Annotated in this window: 13 protein-coding genes; 8 read left to right on the forward strand and 5 right to left on the reverse strand. The window is 72.9% G+C overall.

What is annotated here, in order from left to right:
• The first annotated feature begins 49 nt into the window (after positions 1 to 49).
• The 5 genes from O7623_RS03855 to O7623_RS03875 all read left to right on the forward strand — a co-directional run bounded on the left by O7623_RS03855 (position 50) and on the right by O7623_RS03875 (position 10,863).
• Positions 50 to 3,877, forward strand: a complete 3,828-nt coding sequence (locus O7623_RS03855) for a hypothetical protein (protein WP_282227206.1) — start codon at positions 50 to 52, stop codon at positions 3,875 to 3,877.
• Positions 3,874 to 6,672 carry a BREX-2 system phosphatase PglZ gene (gene pglZ / locus O7623_RS03860; RefSeq protein ID WP_282227207.1) on the forward strand — a complete coding sequence of 933 codons (2,799 nt, stop codon included), beginning with the start codon at positions 3,874 to 3,876 and terminating at the stop codon, positions 6,670 to 6,672. The genes O7623_RS03855 and pglZ overlap by 4 nt, the downstream gene beginning before the upstream one ends.
• Entirely contained in the window at positions 6,669 to 8,003 is a 1,335-nt protein-coding gene (brxD, locus tag O7623_RS03865) for a BREX system ATP-binding protein BrxD (RefSeq protein WP_282227208.1), read from the forward strand. The genes pglZ and brxD overlap by 4 nt, the downstream gene beginning before the upstream one ends.
• Complete coding sequence (locus O7623_RS03870) at positions 8,003 to 10,150, forward strand: DEAD/DEAH box helicase (RefSeq protein WP_282227209.1); 2,148 nt, start codon at positions 8,003 to 8,005, stop codon at positions 10,148 to 10,150. The genes brxD and O7623_RS03870 overlap by 1 nt, the downstream gene beginning before the upstream one ends.
• Positions 10,151 to 10,497: 347 nt before the next feature.
• Positions 10,498 to 10,863, forward strand: a complete 366-nt coding sequence (locus tag O7623_RS03875) for a hypothetical protein (RefSeq protein WP_282227210.1) — start codon at positions 10,498 to 10,500, stop codon at positions 10,861 to 10,863.
• Positions 10,864 to 10,977: 114 nt separating this feature from the next.
• Here the strand turns inward: O7623_RS03875 and O7623_RS03880 are convergent, their stop codons facing one another.
• On the reverse strand, positions 10,978 to 12,450 hold the full coding sequence (locus O7623_RS03880) for an Nramp family divalent metal transporter (protein WP_282227211.1): 1,473 nt from the start codon (positions 12,448 to 12,450) through the stop codon (positions 10,978 to 10,980).
• 253 nt (positions 12,451 to 12,703) lie between these two features.
• Here O7623_RS03880 and O7623_RS03885 point away from each other — a divergent pair, with 253 nt between their 5' ends.
• A complete protein-coding gene (locus O7623_RS03885) occupies positions 12,704 to 13,648 on the forward strand; it encodes a hypothetical protein (RefSeq protein ID WP_282227212.1) in 945 nt (314 codons plus the stop codon).
• Here the strand turns inward: O7623_RS03885 and O7623_RS03890 are convergent.
• From O7623_RS03890 to O7623_RS03905, 4 genes are read right to left on the reverse strand one after another with little or no spacing between them, the layout of a single operon-like run.
• Positions 13,546 to 14,934 (reverse strand): adenylosuccinate synthetase, encoded by a 1,389-nt coding sequence (locus tag O7623_RS03890; protein ID WP_282229297.1) that lies wholly within the window; start codon positions 14,932 to 14,934, stop codon positions 13,546 to 13,548. The two genes, O7623_RS03885 and O7623_RS03890, sit on opposite strands and share 103 nt — an antisense overlap.
• A gap of 2 nt (positions 14,935 to 14,936) precedes the next feature.
• Positions 14,937 to 15,905 (reverse strand): hypothetical protein, encoded by a 969-nt coding sequence (locus O7623_RS03895; RefSeq protein ID WP_282227213.1) that lies wholly within the window; start codon positions 15,903 to 15,905, stop codon positions 14,937 to 14,939.
• 28 nt (positions 15,906 to 15,933) lie between these two features.
• A complete protein-coding gene (locus tag O7623_RS03900; protein ID WP_282227214.1) occupies positions 15,934 to 16,968 on the reverse strand; it encodes a serine/threonine protein kinase in 1,035 nt (344 codons plus the stop codon).
• A complete protein-coding gene (locus tag O7623_RS03905; RefSeq protein WP_282227215.1) occupies positions 16,965 to 17,774 on the reverse strand; it encodes an NUDIX domain-containing protein in 810 nt (269 codons plus the stop codon). Before O7623_RS03905 ends, O7623_RS03900 begins: the two co-directional genes overlap by 4 nt.
• Positions 17,775 to 18,012: 238 nt before the next feature.
• Here O7623_RS03905 and O7623_RS03910 point away from each other — a divergent pair, with 238 nt between their 5' ends.
• Positions 18,013 to 19,827 carry an ABC transporter ATP-binding protein gene (locus O7623_RS03910; RefSeq protein WP_282227216.1) on the forward strand — a complete coding sequence of 605 codons (1,815 nt, stop codon included), beginning with the start codon at positions 18,013 to 18,015 and terminating at the stop codon, positions 19,825 to 19,827.
• Positions 19,828 to 19,859: 32 nt separating this feature from the next.
• Complete coding sequence (locus tag O7623_RS03915; RefSeq protein WP_282229298.1) at positions 19,860 to 21,671, forward strand: ABC transporter ATP-binding protein; 1,812 nt, start codon at positions 19,860 to 19,862, stop codon at positions 21,669 to 21,671.
• Positions 21,672 to 21,703: the final 32 nt, after the last annotated feature.

The raw sequence follows: 21,703 nt of genomic DNA on the forward strand, positions 1-21,703 counted from the left end.
GGTCCGCGCGGTCGATGCGCATTCCGTCGCTCTCGGTACGGTAAGCGTCATGCCTGCGTCGACCTCACCTCAGCTGCTGCGGGAGTACATCAGCATCCCGGAGCGGACCAGCACCAGTGACTTCGTGCTCAAGCTGGCGGACAGCGTCACCGACGCCGAGGCGACCCTGGCCGAATACGTGATCACCGACCGGCTGGTCGGCAACTTCGACGAGGCACTCGGGCTGATCCGCTCGGCGATCGAAGGACACACCTCCAAGGCCGCCTACCTGCACGGATCGTTCGGTTCCGGTAAGTCGCACTTCATGGCCGTTCTGCACGCCCTGCTGCGCGGTGAGCCGGCCGCCCGGGGCCGCGAGGAGTTCTCCGGCCTGGTCAACAAACACAGTGTCTGGCTCGACGGGCGGCAGTTCCTGCTGGTGCCGTACCACCTGCTCGACGCCCGGTCGCTGGAGCAGCGGGTCCTCGGCGGCTACGTCGACCGGGTCCGCCAACTGCACCCGGGAGCGACGATCCCGGCCGTGCACCGCACCGACGCGCTGCTGGAACAAGCCGCCGAACTGCGCAAGACGATCGGCGACGGCCAGTTCATCGCCAATCTGCCCGGCGGCGACCCGGACGACGAATGGGGCGACTCCGAGGCGTACTGGACCGGGCCGCGTCTGGACGCCGCGTTCGCCGCCGTCCCCGACGACCCGCAGCGGCGCAAACTCGTCAACGACCTGCTCAGCAGCTGGAACAAAGGCTTCTTCAGCAACGCCCGCGAGGACGCCGAAGCGTACATCTCCCTGGACCGGGGGCTCACCGAGATCAGCCGGCACGCCAAGGAGCTCGGCTACGACGGCCTGATTCTTTTCCTCGACGAGTTGATCCTCTGGCTGGCCAACTCCATCGGTGATCAGCAGTTCGTCTCCCGGGAGATCCAGAAGATCACCAACTTCGTCGAGGGCGGCGACACCCGCCGGCCGATCCCGGTGATCAGCTTCATCGCCCGCCAGCGGGACCTGCGGGAACTCGTCGGCGAAGGGGCGACCGGTGCGCATGAGCTGAGCTTCCAGGACACCCTCAACCTGGCCAGCGGCCGTTTCGACACGATCACCCTGGAAGACCGCAACCTGCCGGAGATCGCCCGTAAGCGGCTACTCAAACCCCGCGAAGACGTGCCCGGCGCGGCCGAGGCGATCACCGCCGCCTTCGACACCACCACCAAGGTACGTCGCGAAGTCTGGGACGCCCTGCTCGGCGTCGACTCCGGCGCCGGTGCCGACCTGGACGCCTTCCGCGCCACCTACCCGTTCAGCCCGGCGTTCATCTCCACCCTGGTGCACGTCTCCAGCGCACTGCAACGTTCCCGCACCGCGCTGAAGCTGATGCGTCAACTGCTGGTCGACCGGCGGGAAACCCTGCGGCTCGGGCAACTGGTGCCCCTCGGTGACCTGTACGACGTGATCAGCGGCGGCGGCGACCAGCCGTTCACCGACAAGCTCAAGCACGAGTTCGAGACCGCGCAGCGCATCTACACCGGCAAACTGCGGCCCCACCTGCTCGCCCAGTACGACCTGACCGACGAGGACCTCGACCGGGCCCGCCGGGGCGAGGAGCTACCCGGCCCGATCGCCGCCCGGCACCGGGGACTCACCGGCGACGACCGGCTGGTGAAGACCCTGCTGCTGGCGGCGTTGGCGCCGAGCGTGCCGGCGCTGCGCAACCTGACCGCCCGCCGGCTGTCCGCGCTCAACCACGGCTCCATCGTCAGCCCGATCCCCGGCGGCGAGGTCGCCCAGGTGCTGCGCAAGGTCAAGGACTGGGCCGGCGTCTTCGGCGAGATCCGCGTCGGCGACGGCGACGACCCGGTCATCTCGCTCGAACTGGTCGGCGTCGACGTCGACAGCGTGCTCGCCACCGCCAAGCACTACGACAACGACGGTGCCCGCAAGAACCTGGTGCAGCGGCTGCTGTGGGATCAGCTCGGGGTGCCGTGGACCGACACCTTCCACGCCGAGGCGGAGCTGGTCTGGCGGGGCAGCCGCCGACGGCTCGAACTCGTCTACGGCAACGTCCGCGACGACCGGGACCTGCGCGACGACGCCTTCCAACCGGCCGACCCCGCCGGCTGGCGGCTAATCATCGACTACCCGTTCGACAGCGGCACCCACACCCCGGCCGACGACCGGCAGCGGGTGCAGCAACTGCGGGAGCGGATCAACCCGCGTACGGTCTGCTGGATCCCGGCGTCGCTGACCCTGGAGCGCCTCAACGACCTCGGCAAACTCGCCATCCTGGAGAAGATCCTCGAAGGGCGCCGCTTCGACAGCCACGCCGAGCATCTCAACCCCGACGACCGGCGGCGCGCGCTGAGCACCCTGACCAACCAGCGCAGCAGCCTGACCGGCAAGCTGCGCGACGTGCTGCGGGAGGCGTACGGGCTGGCCACCAAACAGCCCACCGACGTCCGCGTCGGATACGACGACCACCTGGAGCCGCTGATCCGGCCGTTCCACCCGACCCTGCCGGTCGGCACCAGCTTCGCCGACGCGCTGCGCACCATCGGCGACCAGATGTTCACCCACCAGTTCCCCGCCCACCCGGACCTCGACCCGGACCGCAAAGGCGAGCCGGTCCGCCCGGCCGACGTGCGGATCGTGCTCGACCGGGTGAGTCAGGCCATCGGCAACCCGGAGGGCCGGGTCGAGGTCGAACGCGCCCACCGGCAGACCATGCGGCGGCTGGCCAACCCGCTCGGCCTCGGCCAGATGCACGAGGCCGCCTTCGTGCTCGGCAACGAATGGGTGCAGCACTTCACCCAACGCGCCGCCGTCGAAGGCATCGACGGCGAACTGGCCGTACGGGACCTGCTGCGCTGGATCGACCACCCGCAGCCCCGAGGGCTGGACCCGCTGGTGGCCCAGCTGATCGTCGCCGTCTTCGCCGAACAGACCGACCGGATGTTCTATCTGCACGGCGCGGCGGTGTCCCCGGCCCCGGAGCCGGGCCGGATCAGCACCGACTACACCCTGCGGTCCGAACCGCTGCCCAGCGAAGCCGACTGGACCGCCGCCCGCGACCGCGCGACGCGGCTGTTCGGGGTGCACAAACCGGGTCTGCGGCGCGGCCGCATCGTCGGACTGCTCGCCCGTGACCTGGTCACCGAGGCACAGCGGCGACGCGGCGACGCCGACGACCTGGTCGCCAAGCTGGAGCAGCACGCCCAGCACCTCCACCTGGACCCGGACGCATCGACCGGGCGGCTGGCCACCGCCCGTACCGCCGCCACCCTGCTCGCCACCCTCGCCGGCCGGGCCCCGGCGGTGGAGACCATCGAGCAGCTGGCCCGCGCCGACCTCGGCGGACCCGCTGGCGTCGACAAGGTCGCCCGCAGCGTCACCGCCGCCGCCGAGGTACGTAGCGCCCTGGTCGCCGCCCGCTGGGACAACCTTGGTCTGATCGCCGACCTGCCCGAGCGGTACGCCGCCGAAGCGGCCGCGATCCTCGGTAAGCTGCACGCCGCCGCCCAAGCCGACGAGCTGACCACCCCGCTGGTGCCGGTGCTGCGCCGGGCCGAACGCGACGCCGTCGAGCTCATCGCCCGGGTGATGCGGGAAAGGACGCCGGCACCGCCCACGCCGCCGCAGTCCGGGTCGCAGGTCACGCCGGTGGCGGTGCCGCCGGCGACCCCGCCGCCGGCGGTTCCGTCGGTGCAGAACCCGGCGATCGAGCTGCGCCCGCCGCTGGCCGACCCGTCGTCGACGGTCGGCAGCACCGCCGGGCAGGCCACCGTCGCCGCCGCAGCGCTCGACGAGGCGGTGACCCAGCTGCGGGCGTTCGCCGCCGCCCACCCCGACGCACACGTCGAAGTCAGCTGGCGGGTCGTGCCGTGACCGTCGCCGCGCCAGCCAACCGGGTCAGTCCGGCCGTACTCGCCCAGGAGGTCGGCGACCAGCTGCGCCGCGCCGCCGCCGGGGAGCCGGATCCGGTCGTCGTCGTCACCGCGGAACCGGACTGGCCGCACGAACCGCAGCTGGTCCTGGCCGGTGACCGGCGGGCCCGCGTCGTCGCCTGCCCGTCGCCGTTGGCGATCTGGCAGCACCTCGTCACCCGGCCGGACGGCGAGGTGCTGATCCTGCTCACCCCGCTGCGCACCACCGAACTCGGCGACGGGATCCGCAGCCGGATATTCCGCCAGCGGGCCATCACCATCGAACCGTGGGACGTGGTGCTGGCCGCGTTCGGCGCCCGCAACGTCGAACCCGCGCTGGCGGCCGAAAGCTGGGCCGGGTCCGCGCTGCTGGAGGCGATGCCTGCAGGCGGCTGGCCGAAGCTCGACGCCGCCAGCGTACTCAGCCGGGACGTCGCGCTCGGCCGGCTGGCCGCCGCCCGGTTCGGACTCGACCCGACCGGCGCGCGCGCCGCCGACCTCGACGTGCCGACCCTGCTGCGGTGGACCCGACGCCCCGGCGCGGTCGACGCGTTCAGCACCCTGCGGGCCGAGGAGCGGGCCGGACTCGGCCGCTGGCTCACCGGCCGCCTGCACCACCCCGCCCGCGCGGTCATCGCCCTCATCGACGCCGGCCACGGGCCGGACGCGCTGCCGCTCGGGCTGGTCTGCGACGCGGTGTGGAGCAGCGCCGACCAGGAGGCGGCCCGGGCCCAGGGGCGGATCGACCCGCTGCTCGGCGCGGTACGCGGCGACGACGACACCATCCGTCGGTACGCCGCAGCCTGCGTTGAGACCGTGACCGGGATGCTCGCCGACCGCGACGACCAGCTACGGCGGGAGGCCCACGGAATCCTCGACCGGGCAGAGGAGCTACTGACCGGGCTGGCCGCCACCGGATGCGCCGGGCACAGTCCGATCCTGCGGACCGGGTTCGCCCACCGGCTCGACCGCGCCGCCGCCGCGCTGAGCGCCGCCGCGTCGGCGACCGGCGCGCCGTCAGCCACCGGCGCCGCGTCCGCGTCGCTGGACGCCGAGTTGGACCGTGCCGTCGCCGCCGTCGCCGACCACGTGCTCGCCGTCGACGAAGCGTCGAAGGTGACCCGGGTACGGATGGCCCGCCGACTGCTTCGCTGGCTTGCCAGCGACCCGGCCGCTGCCGACAGCGTCGCCGACGGCATCCACCAGCAGATCAGCGACCTGGGCTGGGTGGACCGCGCACTGGCACAGGTGTGGGCCGGTGACGATGTGCACGCCGGACTGCAGGCCGCGTACCGGGACATCCACCAGCAGGCGACGCGGCGCCGGCGGGCGATCGACGAGGCGTTCGCCGACCGCCTCGCGGCCTGGACCACGGCCGGGCCCGGAAGCGACGGTGACCTGCTGACCATCGAGCAGGTGCGGCGTCGGGTGGTCGATCCGCTGATCGCCGCCCGCCGGCCCACCCTGTTCATCGTGCTGGACGGCATGAGCGCCGCCGTCGCCGTCGAACTCGCCGCCGAGCTGCGCCACCAGTGGGACGAGTACGACCCGGTCGCAGGCGGCGGTCCGGCCCGTCGGCGGGCGGCGGTCGCCGCCCTGCCCACCCTCACCGCGGTCAGCCGGACCTCGCTGTTCGCCGGTGAGCTACGCGAGGGCAACCAGGTTACCGAGCGGCAGATGTTCACCGCCGGCCGGTGGGGCGAGCGAGCCGTCATCTTCCACAAGGGCCCGTCGCGGGGCGGTGCCGGCGAGGCGTACGCCGACGACCTGCGCGACGCCCTGGCCGACCCGACCCGGCTCGTCGCCGTCGTGATCAACACCGTCGACGACACCCTCGCGTACGGTCGGGAAGGCGACGAACCCGGCTGGCAGCTCGGGCAGATCGGCTTCCTCCGCAGCCTGCTCGACCTGGCCCGGTCCGCCGGCCGCGCCGTGATCATCACCAGCGACCACGGGCACGTACTCGACCAGGGGGCCACCGCCCGCGCGGCCACCGACGCCCGGTCCGCCCGGCACCGTCGAGGCGACACGCCCCCCGCCGACGGCGAGGTCGTGCTCGCCGGCCCCCGCGTCGTCGCACCCGGGCAGCGCATCGTCGCGCTGTGGGACCCGGCACTGCGCTACCGACCCACCCGGGCCGGCTACCACGGCGGCGCGTCACTGGCCGAGGTCACCGTGCCGCTGCTGGCGTTCCTTCCGCCGAACGCGGCCAACCCGCCGGCCGGCTGGGCGGCGCTCGGCCCGCAGCACCCCGACTGGTGGCAGCCGGCCCGCACCGCCGCACCCGCTGTGGCGGCGCCCACGCCGGCCGCGACACCCCGCCCGGGGAGCGGTCGGCAGCGTCGATCGCCGGCACCGGTCGAAGGGGAGCAGCCGCTGTTCGCCGTACCGACGCCGACCGCGGCGCCCCCGGCGGCGCCGGCACCGACCGGCGCGGACCTGGTGGACGCGCTGCTGGCCAGCAACCTGTACGTCGAGCAGCGCGACGCGATGCCCCGCCGACCCGCCGACGCCAAGGTCGCGGCGGCCCTGCGGGCCCTGGTTGAGGCCGGCGGCGTACTGCCGTTGGCGGTGCTCGCCCAGCGGGCCGGCGAAGCCCCGCTGCGGGCCACCGGGTTCGTCACCACCCTGCAGCGGGTGCTCAACGTCGACAGCTACCCGGTGCTGTCACTGACCGACCAGGACCGCACGGTGCGGCTCAACCAGCAACTGCTACGTGAGCAGTTCGGCCTACCCGGTGCGGGGGAGCGCAGATGACGTCATCCGCCGAACCCACCGCCAGCCCGGCCCGGCGCCGCGAGGTGATCGACGCGCTGCGGCGCGGCGCCGTACCCGCCACCGGGCTCGACCTGTTCGCCGTCGGCATGGACCGGATCACCGCCGCGATCGGCGACGACCTGACGACCGTCACCACCGGCGGGGCGGTGTTCAAGGCGATTCGGGGCGAGTACGGCTCCGGTAAGACCTTCACCACCCGGTGGATCGCCGAGCGCGCCAAGCGGGCCAACCTGGCCGTCGCCGAGGTGCAGATATCCGAGAACGAGACCCCGCTGCATCGGCTCGAAACCGTCTACCGCCGGCTTACCGAGCGGCTCGCCACCGCCGCCTTCCCGCCCAGCGCGCTCCGGGCGGTCGTCGACGGCTGGTTCTACGCCCTGGAAGAGGACGTCCTCGCTGGCGGCGACGTCAGCGCCGATGACCCGGCGGCCCTCGACACGGCCGTCGGTCTGCTCCTCGAACAGCGCCTCGCCGTGGTCAGCCGAACCGCGCCGGCGTTCGCGGCGGCGCTGCGCGGCTACCGTACGGCGACCCTCGCCGGTGAGACCGCGACCGCCGACGCGGTGCTCGCCTGGCTCGGCGGCCAGCCGCACGTGGCCGCCGCCGCCCGTCGGGCCGCCGGGGTACGCGGCGACCTCGACCACTTCGCCGCGTTGAGTTTTCTGCAGGGCCTGCTGGCGGTGCTGCGCGACAGCGGACACCCCGGCCTGCTGCTGGTGCTCGACGAGGTGGAGACCCTGCAACGGGTCCGCTCCGACGCCAGGGACAAGGCGCTCAACGCGCTGCGGCAACTCATCGACGAAGTGCACTCCGGGCGGTTTCCCGGGCTGTATCTGCTGATCACCGGCACACCGGCGTTCTACGACGGACCGCAGGGGGTGCAGCGGCTCGCTCCGCTGGCCCAGCGGCTGGCGGTCGACTTCACCGCCGACCCGAAGTTCGACAACCCTCGGGCGGTGCAGATCCGGCTGCCCGGCTTCACCCACGAGTCACTGGTCGAGCTGGGCACCCGGGTCCGTGACCTGTACGCCGTCGGTGCCACCGGCACGGGCGCGGACCGCATCGCCGGGCTCGTTGACGACGAGTTCGTCGCCCAGTTCGCCCGCGCCGTCGCCGGCGGACTGGGTGGCAGGGTCGGAGTGGCCCCCCGGTTGTTCCTCAAGAAGCTGGTCGACGTGCTCGACCGGGTCGACCAGGTGCCCGACTTCCGGCCCCGGGAGCACTACCCGCTGACGCTCAACGACACCGAGCTGACCGATGTCGAACGCAACGCGGCCCGGGCCGACGACATCGCCCTCGACGACTGCTGATGGCCGCCGCCGACCTACTGCATCCGGTACTGCTGCACCACATCGTCAACTCGTTGCAGTGGCCGGCGTTGCGCCCGTTGCAGTCCGGCGCGGTCACTCCGCTGCTCGCCGGCGACGACGCGCTGCTGCTGGCACCCACCGCCGCCGGTAAGACCGAAGCCGCGCTGTTTCCGCTGCTGTCCCAGATGGCCCAGGAGAACTGGTCCGGCCCCGGTCTGCTGTATCTCTGCCCGCTGAAGGCGCTGCTGAACAACCTGCTGCCACGGGTGGAGCAGTACACCGGCTGGCTCGGTCGGCGGGCCGCAGTGTGGCACGGCGACGTCACCGCCGGGCAGCGCCGCAGGATCCTGCGGGATCGTCCCGACATCCTGCTGACCACCCCTGAGTCGGTGGAGTCGATGCTGGTCAGCCGCAACGTCGACCACGACGAGTTCCTCCGGTCGGTCCGTGCGGTCGTCGTCGACGAGGTACACGCCTTCGCTGGTGACGACCGGGGCTGGCATCTGCTGGCGGTGTTGGAGCGGTTGACCCGGGTCGCCGGCCGGCCGGTGCAAAGGGTCGGCCTGTCCGCCACCGTGGGCAACCCTGACGAGCTGCTGAGCTGGCTGCAGGGATCCGGCCGGGGTGAACGTCCGGCCAGGGTCGTCGCTCCGGACCTGCCCGCTGCCGCGATCCCGCCATTGGTGACGGCTGGAGCTACTTCAGTGGGTCCGCCGCCCGGGAAGGTGGAGCTGGACTACGTCGGGTCGGCGGACAACGCGGCCCGGATCATCGCGGCGTTGCACAGCGGCGAGAAGCGGCTGGTGTTCTGCGACTCGCGGGCTCTGGTCGAAGAGCTCGGGCAGAAGCTGCGGCTGGCCGGCGTCACCACGTACCTGTCGCACGCCTCGCTCGCCCTGGACGACCGGCGACGGGCCGAGCAGGCTTTCGCCGAAGGGCGCGACTGCGTCATCGTCTCCACCAGCACCCTCGAACTCGGCATCGACGTCGGTGACCTCGACCGGGTGATCCAGATCAACGCTCCCCGGACCGTCGCCGCGTTCCTGCAGCGCATCGGCCGCACCGGGCGGCGGGCGGGCAGCACCCGTAACTGCCTGTTCCTCGCACTGGACACACCGAGCCTGGTGCACGCCGCCGGACTGCTCCGGCTGTGGGGTCAGGGCTGGGTCGAGGACATCGTCGCGCCGCCGGAGCCCCGGCACATCGTCGCCCAGCAGATCCTGGCGCTCTGCCTGCAGCGGCACCGTGTCGGTGACCGGCAGTGGGCGCAGGAGTGGAACGGCCTTGCCCCATTCGACACCGGTGCAGAGGTGATCCTGAGGCATCTCGTCAGCGAGGGCTATCTCGACGACGACGACGGCATGCTGCACATCGGACCCGAGGCCGAGTTGCGGTTCGGCCGCCGCCACTTCATGGACATGATGGCGGTTTTCACCGCGCCGCCGCAGTTCACCGTCCTGCTGGGTCGTACCGAGATCGGCCGCACCGACCCGTACCTGTTGACCGAGCGGGTGATCGGGCCACGGCTGCTGCTGCTCGGCGGTCGTAGCTGGCGGGTCACCCACATCGACTGGCGTCGGCGTCGCTGCTTCGTGGAGCCGGCCGAACGCGGCGGCCGGGCACTCTGGTTGGCTGGTGGCACCCCGCAGGGGTTGTCGTACCGGCTGGTGCAGGCGATGCGGGAGGTGCTGCTCGGCGCGGTGCCGCCGGTCCAGCTGACCCGCCGGGCGACAGCACGGCTCGCTGAGGCTCGCGACGGTGCGGCCGGGCTGGTGCACCCCGGCGGTACGGTCGTCGCCATCGACGGACACGATGAGCTGCGCTGGTGGACCTGGGCCGGGTTCCGGGCCAACGCCACACTGGCGGCGACCATCGGCGATCTGGCGGATCCCACCCAACGACCCGACGACACGAGCATCCGGTTGCGCGACGGCGTCGACCGGTCCGGCTGGCTGGCGGCGACCAGCGACGCGGCGGATCGGGTCTGCCTGCCCGAGATCGACGAGAAGGCCCTGCACGGGTTGAAGTTCAGTGCCGCGCTGCCGCGTCGGCTCGCCGAAGCGACCCTGGCGGCCCGGCTGGCCGACGTGCCATCCGCCCAGGCGGTGCTGGCCGAGCCGGTGCGTTTCGTCCACTGGCACCAGTAGCCACCCATGATCCACTGCGCCTCATCGACGTGACACGCCGGCGACGGTCAGCTGGGGCGCATCCGATCATGCGCGGCAGCCGCCGGTGGATGATCTTGTGATGCTGCCTCAGAGTTGTGAGCGTAGGCTCGGGCCAGTGTGGAACATGACGATTCGCACCAGGGTGCCGGTCTGGTTGGCCGCCGGTGGCGCGCTGCTGGTGCCGGCTGCGGCGCTGGTCCGGGTCGCCGCGTACCGGTCCCTGCGTGACACGGTACCGACGGCACCGACCAACGTGGAGCTGTTCGACCTGGCGGCGGTGCACCACCGGACCGCATGGTGGGCTGTTGTTGCTGACGGTTGTGGGCGTGGTCGCCGCGCTGGTGGGTGTATTCCTGCTGGCCGGGCCCCGCGAGGTGCTCGCTGATTCCAGGCCGCTGGGCTGGGTGATCGTCGGCGTGCTCTTGCTGGGCTACCTCGGCTGGCTCGCGATGCAGGCGTTCCTGCCGACCGGCGGACCGCACGAGTTCATCGTGGCGGATGACGTGCCGACGCGGCGGCGAGTCCTTGCTCTGGTCAACGGTGCTCAGACGTACCCCTACCCGGTGATCGGCCCCACCGGCGTGCTGGCAGCGGCGGCCTGGGCCGCCGTACGTGTGTGGGTCGTCGCGCGACTGTCAGGTTCGGAAACCAGATCCGACGCGGAGCGGGAAGACCGACCACGCTCTGCTTAGCAAAACACAGTCAGCGTTGCCGCCCTCAAGGCGGTCGATGTAGGCCCCTTGAGAGGGCCGGATTCCTGCGACGGTCAGGCCGTCCCAGGCCGTCCCGCTGGTGGTCGGGCCGCGTCAGGTGATCCGGACGCCGACCAGACTCAGCAGGTAGACGACGGCGAAGGCGCCGAAGAACAACCCGGCGGTGCCGAGCGCCGCCTGGCTGGTCGGCGACGGCCGTACCGGTGCCGGGAGCCGGCGGTTGACGTAGAGGGTGAGGCCGACCACGACCGGGGTGTGTGCGGCGGCGATGATCCCGCCGACCGACAGGATCTCGACCGGGTTGCGGACCAGCAGGAACAGCACCAGCGGGGCGAGAGTCATGGCGACCGCGACGTACGTCAGGTAGACCGCCCGTGGGCGACGCAGCAGCCGACCCATCCGGCCAGTCGGTTCCTGATCGCAGGCGGGCCCGTCGTCGTGCCGGCGGGCGGGCGATCCGTCGTGCCGGCCGCTGGCGACCAGCCGGGTGGCGTCGGCGTAGGTGCGCGCCCAGCCGTCCTGGTTGGCGAAGATGGTGCCCCACAGCGCGACCACCACACAGGTCAGCAGCAGCACCTCACCGACGGTGCCCCACAGATCGCCGAGCAGCGCGGTCAGGTCGCGAGCGACGTCGACCCCGTCGGGAACCTGCCCCTGTGGGGCGAGCAGTTCGGCGCCCAGCACCAGGAAGGAGACGATAACGAGTCCACCGCCGGCGACGCCGAGCGCGGCGGTCCGGCTCATCGTCCGGGTCCAGGCGCGCACCCGGTCGATCCGTTCGTCGTGGCCGACCCGCTGGCCCGGACCAGCCCTGTCGCCGGCCCCGTCGTCGGTGTGGTCCGTCGAGTCGTCGGTGTGGTTTGTCGACGAGGACGGGCCGGTAGGTCCGCCGAAGCCACGCGCCGCCACCCAGTAGGAGAACCACATGATGCCGACGGCACCGGCCAGGATGAATCCGACCCAGGGCAGCACGAAGTACAGGTCAAGGTCGTCCGGTACACCCGGTACCAGGCCGGTCGCGATGTCGCCGCTGACCGTGCTGGCCGCTGCGGTGATGGCCGCGCCGACCAGCACCAGCGCCATCACGGCGGTGATCCGTTCCACGCCCCGGTACCGGCCGGCCAGCACCAGCGCGCCTGAGCCGAGGATGATGATGCTGGCGTAGACCGCCTGGCCGCCGGGCAGCGCCACCATGAGCGCGCTGCCGACCAGGGCGGCGATGCCGGCGATGGTGACCACCCCGGCGACGACCTGCGGGACGAAGATCACCCAGATCGCCCAGTTGGCCGGTCCCGGTACGTCGCGGAAGCCATCGAGCAGGGTACGGCCGGTGGCCACGCTGTACCGGCCAGCCTCGCGAATCATGATCCACATGAGTACGGTGACGACCAACGCCAGCCACAGCAGTTCGTAGCCGTACCGAGCGCCGATACGTGGGGTGAACAGCACCGAACCGGAGCCCACCGACGACACCATCCACAGCAGACCGGGCCCGTACCAGCGGGGCCGGTCGCGGCCGGTCGGGGCGGGGGCGGCTTGTTGGCGTAGACGGAACGCGGTTGTCATGGTGAGGATTCCTGAGTTGTCATCGAGGAAGGCTCGGACCTCTTCCGACCTACCCACCCGCCGGTGAACGACACACGTCAGGTAAGGGATTGACGCTCGACGACACGGCGGGAGGCTGTTCCGGCCTCCCCGACAGGTGCGCACACAGGTGGTAGGAAGTCCATGACTCCGTGTACGCCGAGGATCGGTGGGTGCAATGAGAAACAGTCGACAGCGGTGCTGGCCTGCCCGACCTGGCCTGCGCTCGGCCGGCGTGCGGTGGCCGATCGCGGCCGTGGTCGGGGTGGCGGTGACGGCGGGGATAACCAGCGGTGCGGCGGCCGCGCCGGTCACCGACCCCGGTAGCGGCACCGCCATCACCACCCGGGTGTTCGACCGGGCCACCGGGGAGCCGGTCAAGGGCGTCTGCGTGCTCGCCCTGCCGGTCCCCACGTTCAGCCTGCCGAAGGCCTGCCCGGCGCGTAGCGGTGGGGGCGGTCGGGTGACCGTGCAGGTGCCTGGGCCCGGCCAGTACAACCTGTTCGCCCTGCCGAAGCTGGACAGCCCGTACGGTGCGCAGTGGGTGGGGCCGGACGGTGGCACCGGCCGGCAACAGCAGGCCCGGCGGGTCACCCTCGCCGCAGGCGAGACGAAGCGCGTGGCGCAGGTCCTGCTCGATCCCCGTGCCACGATCAGCGGGTGGACCCACCCCAGGGAGCTACCCGGTGTGGTTTCGATCGCCGCACCTGATCCTGACGTCGCGAACGATCCGCGCACGACGCCGATCCGCCCGGACGGCACCTTCGACATCGACTGGGTCGGCCCCTACGAGTGGCCGGTACTGCTCCGCCTCGACGGTGAGGCGATCCAGTGGAGCGGCGGGGTCGGCAACCGGCTGATCGCCGAGACGGTGCGGGCTGTCCCGGGCGGCTCCGCCGATCGCTACGAGTTCCATCCGGGATACACCGAGGCGCGACTGTTCGTCCAGATGGCCAACGGCGCACCACCCTGCCCGGACCTTCGAGTCTTCTACCGCAATGTGGCGACCAGGGACGTGATGGGCGGCACCGGACTGACCAGCCTGCTGGCCGGCGGACAGCAGATCAAGATCGAGTATCAGTGCGCCGGGGAGACCCGCTGGTACGGCGGCACCGACTTCGACTCCGCCACCCCGGTCGTCGTCAAGTACTTCGCCTGGCTCCGGGTGTACCTGCCGTAACCGGGTCGGCGGGTGCGCTTGTCGGCGGCGGTGGGGCCGTGCGAGGTCAGCCACACCGGGACGCCGAGCGCGTCGCGCACCGCGTCGACCCACGCCGCCGGCTCCGGTTCCGGGTCGGCGGCGTACCGGGGTCGGCTGGCCAGCAGCTTCGCGGTCAGCGCCGCCTGACGGTCCAGGTCACCGGGCGGACCGGTCGGCAGCCGGTCGGTCCAGTCGTAGCCGTCGCACAGCCGCAGCCGGTGCGCGCCGACCAGGTCCAGATGGGTCAGGGCGAGGGCGTCGACGCCGCCGGTGACGTCGAGGGCGTACCGGTGGGCGACGGCGTCGAAGTGGCCGAACCGGAACCGGCCCTGCCAGGCGTTGGTGCCGTTGTGCCGCTCCGGCGGGCGCAGCGCCGGGTCCTCGGTGACCAGCGGGCCGGGCCCGTGCCGGGGGGTGAGCGTCCGCAGCACCCCGAGCCGGGTCGCCGTACCGGGCATGCCGGCCTCGGCCAGCAGCGTGTCCACGTTGCCGAACGTCGTGGTGCTCCACGTGGTGTACGGGTGGAAGCCGTGCCACTCGTCGAGCAGCACCCCCTGGGCACCTTCGAAGACGACCGGGCCGGCGCGCAGCAGCCGGGTCGTCCACGAGCCGTCGACGATCACGACCCGCTGCGCGAAGGCGGTGAACGCGGTGACGGTGTCGGCCACCGGCGGGGCGTCCAGCGGGCCCAGCTCGGCGGTGAGCCGGTCACGTAGCAGCGTCAGCCGGTGCCGCAGCAGGCCGGGGTCGTGGCAGTCGGCGACCCGGGGGGCGGTGTCGGGGTGGGCGAGGCCGTACGACATGGTCTCGCCCACCCCCATCCCGCAGGAGCCGTGCCGGTCGGCCCCACGGGCGATCTCCCGGGCCTGGTTCGCGGCCCGGTGGTACGGGGTGGCCAGCAGCGCGTCACCGTCGACGGTCAGCCGGTCCAGCGCGTCGGGTACGCCGATCCCGGCCAGGTGCGCCGCCTCGCCGGCCAGGGCCAGTGGATCGACGACCATGAACCGGGACAGGTGGGTCGGCACCCCGTGGAAGGTGCCGGCGCCGAACTGGGCGAAGGTGTGTGACCGACCGTCGGGCAGCACGACGTTGTGCGCCGCCTGCCCGCCCCCGTTGAAGCGGATCACCGCCTCGACCGGTCGGGTCGCGCAGAGCCAGTCGACGACGGTGCCCTTGCCGGCGTCGCCGTAGCCGAGGTCGACCACGGCGACGTGCCGGCTCGCCGTCGCGTCCGCCCAGCCGTCGCCAGGGCTGCTGGCCACCAGGTTCACAGCCGGGTCACCTGGTCGGTGTGGCCCGAGCCGCCGGGCAGGGTGCCGCGTACCGCCGGGGTGCGGTCGGCGCCGACGCGGGCCAATGCCCGCGACACGGTGGCTGCGGCGTCGCCGGCGCCGACGTCGCGCAGATCGGCCAGGGCGGTGTCGAGGTCGCAGGCCTCCTCGCCGAGCGCCACGGTGGTGGCGATGGTTTCGCAGACCGCGTCGAGGTCGTCGAGTTCGACCGCGTTCTGCCCGAGCAGGTCGCGCCAGAAGTCGAGGATGCGGCGGTTGCCGGCGTAGTGGCTGCCGGCCGGCATCAGGTAGTAGGTGTCCCACCGGCGACGGACCTCGTCGACGATGCCCCGCAGCGGGACGTCCTCGCCGAGGCGGTCGCCGATGACCGTACCGACCTCGCGGGCCTTGACCTTGGGGTAGGCCATCTCGTCGCCGATGATGAACAGGTAGCCGCGCTTGCCGCGCCGCTCGTGGCAGTCGATGGCGGTGTGCCGGGCCATGAAGTACATGGCCAGTTCGTAGGATTCCATCATCTGCCCGCCGCCACCGCCTTCGAGCACGATGTTGCCCAGGTGGTCGTCCATCCGGTTGTCCGACTCGAACTGGCTGATCTGCAGCGGCACCCGGTCGCAGGTGGCGTCGCCGATCGCGCCGAAGAGGATCTGCGGGTCGGTGACGTAGCCCTTGCGCAGCAGCAGGCCGAGCAGCTGCGGCAGCTTCTGCTGCAGAGTGCGGGGCACGGCACCCATCGAGCCGGTGACGTCGAACAGTACGGCGATGGCCAGCGACTGCGGGTGTTCGGCCGAGTCGCGGCTCTCCCGGGCGGTGACGCCGCGCGGGTCGAGGGTCGGGTGGACGGTACGGGCACCGCTGTCGCTGTACGCGAAGGCACTCTTGCCGCTGGCCTTGCGGTAGGCGCTCGCGGCGCGGTAGACGTCGGTCGACCAGGCTCCACTGCCCATGACGGGCCTCCTTCTCGGTAATGGTCTTCTAGCGGGGGTTCGGGTCGGTTCCTTGGCGGTGGTTGGGGTCGGGCATGGTGAACGGGCGGAACCGGCGGGGGCCCCAGAGCCGTTCGATCAGGTCGTCGAATTCGGCGAGCAGCCGCCACGCGTCGTCAGGGCGTTGGCGTAGCGCGGCCAGCTGGCATCCGGCGGTGAACCGGCGTACCGGTGCCGGTGCCCGCTCGCCGGTCAGCCAGGCCAGGCACCGGGCGGCCATCGCCAGGTCGGTGCCGGGGCCGGGGGCGTGGCGGCGGCGGATCTCGTCGGGATACCAGTCGGCGTACGCCGGGACCAGCGCCGGTACGGGTGAGCCGTCGACGCTGGCGTAGCACCAGTCGACGATCACCACGCCGTGCTGCTGCGGTTCGATGAGGACGTGTCCGGGCAGGACCGCGCCGTGCACCAGGCCGGTGCGGTGGGCGAAGCCGAGCCCGACGAGCAGCCGGCGGAACATCCAGGCGGCGTCGCGGGCGTCGACCCCGTCGGGGTGGGCGCGGCGGACCTCGGCGAGGCTGTACAGCCCTGTCGGGGTGCCGAGCACGCTCACCTGGCGCAGCGCGCCGGTGCCGGTGTCCCGGTGCCGGAAGGCGTCGACCAGCCGGGGCACGTACGGCAGGTAGCGGGGGTCGCCGCGCTCGGCGAGCCGGGCCAGCGCGGTCTGCTCGCGGGCGATCAGGTCGTTGTTGGCGGGGTCGCGGGGGACCTTCACCAGCTGGTCGTCGCCGTGGCGGTACAGGTCGGCCAGGTCGCCGACGTAGGTGGCGGTGCGGTCGACGACGTACCGGTGCCGGCCGGTGTCGATGGTGACGGTGTCGCGGCCGGCGTTGCGGTGCCGCTGCCACAGCTCGGCAAGGCGGACGAAGGCGTCGGTGGCCCGCGGGTCGGTGCCGTCCGCTCCGGCGGTGTCCGGGTGCAGCAGCCGGGCCAGCTGGTGGTAGCGGCGGGTCGCGTCGTCGGTGCCGAACACCTCGGCCGGGCCAGGGGCGGTCATGACGAGGTGGATCGCCTCGGTGACGGTCATCTGATCTGCTCCTCCCGGGCCGGGCGCAGCAGCGCCGGGTGCAGCAGCCGGGCGTCGCCGGCCCGGTAGAGGCGGGCCCGGGGGCCGCCGCGCGGCCCGCCGCGCTCGGTGGTGGCACCGACGCCGTCGAGGAAGCCCGGCACCGACAGGACCTTGCGGTGGAAGTTGCCGGCGTGCAGCTCGACACCCCACACGGTCTGGTAGACGGCCCGTAGCTCGCTGATGGTGAACTCGTCGGCGACGAAGCGGGTCGCCAGTGGGGTGTACTCGAGTTTGGCGCGGGCCCGGTCCAGCCCGTCGGCGAGGATCCGGGCGTGGTCGAAGGCGAGCTGTCGGGTGGTGCCGGGCCGTTGCCGCACCGGCTGGTCCGCCTCCACGTGGTCGGGTAGGCCGAGGGCGGAGACCGGCACCCAGGCGGCGGTGGCGGCGTCGCTGCCGGCCGCCGGGTCGGGCAGCTCGGGGGCGAAGGCGAGGTACGCCACCGAAACGACCCGCATCCGGGGGTCTCGGTCGGGTGTGCCGTAGCTGGCCAGCTGCTCCAGGTGCACCCGGTCCATGGCGGCGGCCCGAGTGTCCAGGCCGGTCTCCTCGGCCAGTTCGCGGGCGGCGGCGGTGGGCAGGTCTTCGTCGGGCTTGACGAACCCGCCGGGCAGGGCCCAGGCCCCTTCGTACGGCGGTGCGCCGCGCACCACGAGCAGGACGTGCAGGTCTCCGTCGCGGATGGTCAGCGCCACCACGTCGACGGTGACCGCGAGCGGTGCGTACGCCCGGGGGTCGTAGTTGGCGAGGAACTCCGTCTCCGGCATCGTCGTCCTTCTCGTTGCTGGATGTTCTCGTTCTTAGTATTTCTCGATCTGAGAAAAACTCGACCTGAGAAGAACCTACCGCAGTCCGCTCCGGATGTCATCCCGACAGTGGCGCTCGTCATGCCCGGCGACGGTGATCGTGGATGGGCCCCGTCGTCGACTTAGGTTAGCCTCTGCTCACAGTTGCCAGGAGTCGTGTGCCACCCGCACCGGCCGACGTCCCGTCGGGGGAGAGCCCGTGCCCGTACGCCCACCCGCCCCCCTGACCGCGGCCCGGCTGCTGCGCCGGACCCTGCGTCGGCACCGTGGCCGGCTCACCGGTGGGGTCGCCCTGCTCAGCCTGCATCAGGCCGCCGAAGCGGCGGTACCGCTGGCCATCGGGCTGATCGTCGAACAGGCCGTGGCCACCGGCGAACTGAGCGCGCTCGTCGGGTCGGTGGTCGGCCTGGCCGCCCTGTTCACCGTCCTCACCTTCGCCTGGCGCTTCGGTGCCCGACTGACCGAGGCCGCGATCCACTCCGAGACCCACCGGCTGCGGGTGGAGGTCGCCGCGCGGGCCCTCGATCCGCGTGGGCACCGCACCGGTCTGCGCTCGGGTGAACTGCTCGCCATCGCCGCCGCCGACGCCGAACGCACCGCCCTGATCATCCGGGCCAGCACCGTCGCCGTCGCCGCGCTCGCCGCCCTGGCCGTGGCCTCGGCGGTGCTGCTGACCATCGACGTCGCCCTCGGTCTCGGCGTCCTGCTCGGAGTTCCGGCGCTGGTCGCCGCCTTGCAGGCACTCGCCCCGGTGGTCACCCGGCGCACCGCCGCCCAGCAGGCCGCCGCCGGTGCCACCACCGCGCTCGCCACCGACCTGGTCACCGGGCTGCGCGCCCTGCGCGGGCTCGGCGCCGTGGACAACGCCGCCCGCCGCTACCGCGACTCCAGCCGGCACACCCTCGCGGTCACCCTGCGGGCCACCACGATGAGCGGCCTCTACCAGGGCATCACCGCCGGGGCCAGCGGGCTGTTCCTCGCCGCCGTCGCCGGCGTGGCGGGGTGGATGGCGATCCGTGGGCGGATCAGCATCGGGGAGTTCATCACCGTGGTCGGGCTGGCCCAGTTCGTCGCCGAACCGGTCCGCGCTCTCGGCTTCTGCGGCCAGCTCGCCGCCGCGGTCTGGGCCTCCGCCGGCCGGGTCGCCCGGGTGCTGACCGCGCCGCCCGCCGTCCTGCCCGGACAACGGACGCCCGCCCGGCCGGCGCGGGTGCGGCTGGCCCTGGCCGGGGTCAGCTACCGCAGCCTGCGCGACGTGGACCTGCGGCTGCACGCCGGTGAACTGCTCGCTGTCGTGGCCCACGAGCCACGGGACGCTGAAGCGCTGCTCGACCTGCTGCGCGGCCGGGTGCCCGCCGACGACCACCGGGGAACGGTGACCGTCGACGCGGTGCCGGTGTCCGACCTGAGCATCGACGCCCTGCGTACGCAGGTCCTGGTGGAGCCGCACGACACGGCGCTGTTCGAGGGAACGCTGCGCAGTAACCTGCTGGTCCACTCCGGCGACCCGGACCCGGACCCGGACCCGGGCGTGGGCGTGGCCCGGCCCGCTGGCCAGGTATCGGCCGACGCCGTGTCGGCCGAGGCCGACCCGGTGCTGGCCGCCGCGATCACCGCCGCCTGCGCCGACGACATCGTCGGGCTGCACCCCGGCGGGCTGGACCACCCGGTCACCGATCGCGGTGCCAGCCTCTCCGGCGGCCAGCGGCAGCGGATCGGGCTGGCCCGGGCACTGGTCGCCGACCCGCCGATCCTGGTCCTGCACGACCCCACCACCGCGGTCGACGCGGCCACCGAGCAGCGGCTGGCCGCCGGACTACGCGCGGCGCGCCACGGCCACGACCGGCCAGACGACCCGGCTGCCCCCGCCACGCTGGTGGTGACCAGCAGCCCGACGCTGCTCGCCCAGGCCGACCGGGTGCTCGTCCTGGCCGCCGGTCAGGTGGTGGGCTCGGGCAGCCACCACGACCTCGCGCGTACCGATGAGACCTACCGAGCGGCGGTGCTGCGATGACCGCGACCGGAGCCGAGCAGACCGCCGACGCGATGCCGCCGGCACCGCAGGCGTCGCCGACGACACCACTGGCGACGCTGCCGACCGCGACCGTACGGCGGACCTGGGCGGTGCTCGGCACCGAACTGCGGCGCAGCCCCGCCCTGACCGGCGCGGCGCTGGTGACCGTCCTGGCCGCCAGCGCCTGCGGCCTGGTCGCCCCCTGGGTGCTCGGCACCATGGTCGACGACATCCGGTCCGCGGCCGGCACTTCGGCGGTGGTCCGGGCGGTCGTGCTGATCGTGTCCGCGGCCGTCGTCGGCGCGATCCTGACCGGGTGCGGCGCGGCCCTGGTGGCCCGGACCGGCGAGACGGTGCTCGCCCGGCTGCGGGAACGGGTGCTCGACCGGGCCCTGCACCTGCCCGGCGGCACCCTGGACCGGATCGGCCCCGGCGACCTGCTGGCCCGGGTCGGCGACGACGTGTCCGTGGTCACCCGGGTCATCACCGACACCGCACCGGTGCTGGTCTCCGCGCTGCTGACGGTGCTGCTCACCGTCGCCGGCCTGTTCGCCCTCGACTGGCGCCTCGGCCTGGCCGGGCTGACCGCCCTGCCGATGTACCTGCTCGCGCTGCGCTGGTACCTGCCCCGGTCGGGGCCCTACTACGCCCGGGAACGGGTGGTCACCGGCGAACGGTCGCAGGCGATGATCGGGGCGTTGCGCGGGGCGGCCACCGTCCGCGCGTACCGCCTGGAGGCCGCGCACACGGCGGCGATCGCGCGCCGGTCGGCCGCCGCGCGGGACCTGTCGATCTCGGTGCTGCGGATGTTCACCCGCTTCGGATCCCGGCTCAACCGGGCCGAGTGGGTCGGGTTGACCTCGGTCCTCGTGGTCGGGTTCCTCCTGGTGCGGGCCGACCTGGTGACGGTCGGCGCGACCACCGCTGCGGCGCTGTACTTCCACCGCCTGTTCAACCCGCTCGGGGCACTGGTCGCCGAGTTCGACCAGGTGCAGCAGGCCGGGGCCAGCCTGGCCCGGCTCGCCGGAGTGGCCGACCTGCCGACGCCGTCGCGCCCGACCGCGCCCGCCGTCGTGACCGACACCTCGATCGAGCTGGTCGGGGTCAGCTACCGCTACGACGACGGTCCGCTGGTGCTGCACGACGTGTCGCTGCGGATCGCACCCGGCGAGCGGGTGGCGCTGGTCGGTGCCAGTGGGTCCGGCAAGACCACCCTGGCCGCCATCGTCGCCGGTCAGCTGCGACCCAGCGCCGGCACCGTCCGGTTCGGCGGGGTGGACCTCGCCGACGCCGACGCGGCCGACCTCGCCGGCCGGATCGCCCTGGTCAGTCAGGACGTGCACGTGTTCGCCGGCCCGTTGACCGACGATCTGCGGTTGGCCCGCGCCGACGCCACCGCCGAGCAGCTCACCGCCGCGTTGGACAGGGTAGGGGCGTTGGGCTGGGTGCGGGCGCTGCCGGACGGGCCAGACAGCGTCGTCGGCGAGGGCGGCCACCAGCCGACCGCCGCCCAGGCCCAGCAGATCGCGCTGGCCCGGCTGGTACTCGCCGACCCGGACGTGGCGATCCTCGACGAGGCGACCGCCGAGGCCGGCAGCGCGGGCGCCCGGGACCTGGAACGGGCGGCGTTCGCCGCGACCGAGGGCCGGACCACCCTGATCGTGGCGCACCGGCTCACCCAGGCCCGCCACGCGGACCGCATCGTGGTGCTCGACGCCGGTCGGGTGGTGGCCGACGGCAGCCACGACGAACTGGTCGCCGCCGACGGCAGCTACCGCCGGCTGTGGGACAGCTGGACCGGCGTGGACCAGGCGCCGGTTGACCGTACTGCAAATCTTGTTTAGTGTCACACGTCGATATGTTCTGCCCGTTCGCC

It is taken from the genome of Solwaraspora sp. WMMD791, from assembly GCF_029581195.1.
Classification (GTDB): domain Bacteria; phylum Actinomycetota; class Actinomycetes; order Mycobacteriales; family Micromonosporaceae; genus Micromonospora_E.

Coding starts and splice junctions, on each gene's coding strand:
- O7623_RS03880 (WP_282227211.1), bottom strand. CDS start 12,450: ATGACAACCGCGTTCCGTCTACGCCAACAAGCCGCCCCCGCCCCGACC.
- O7623_RS03900 (WP_282227214.1), bottom strand. CDS start 16,968: ATGACCGTCACCGAGGCGATCCACCTCGTCATGACCGCCCCTGGCCCG.
- brxD (WP_282227208.1), top strand. CDS start 6,669: ATGACGTCATCCGCCGAACCCACCGCCAGCCCGGCCCGGCGCCGCGAG.
- O7623_RS03905 (WP_282227215.1), bottom strand. CDS start 17,774: ATGCCGGAGACGGAGTTCCTCGCCAACTACGACCCCCGGGCGTACGCA.
- O7623_RS03870 (WP_282227209.1), top strand. CDS start 8,003: ATGGCCGCCGCCGACCTACTGCATCCGGTACTGCTGCACCACATCGTC.
- O7623_RS03855 (WP_282227206.1), top strand. CDS start 50: ATGCCTGCGTCGACCTCACCTCAGCTGCTGCGGGAGTACATCAGCATC.
- O7623_RS03915 (WP_282229298.1), top strand. CDS start 19,860: ATGCCGCCGGCACCGCAGGCGTCGCCGACGACACCACTGGCGACGCTG.
- O7623_RS03895 (WP_282227213.1), bottom strand. CDS start 15,905: ATGGGCAGTGGAGCCTGGTCGACCGACGTCTACCGCGCCGCGAGCGCC.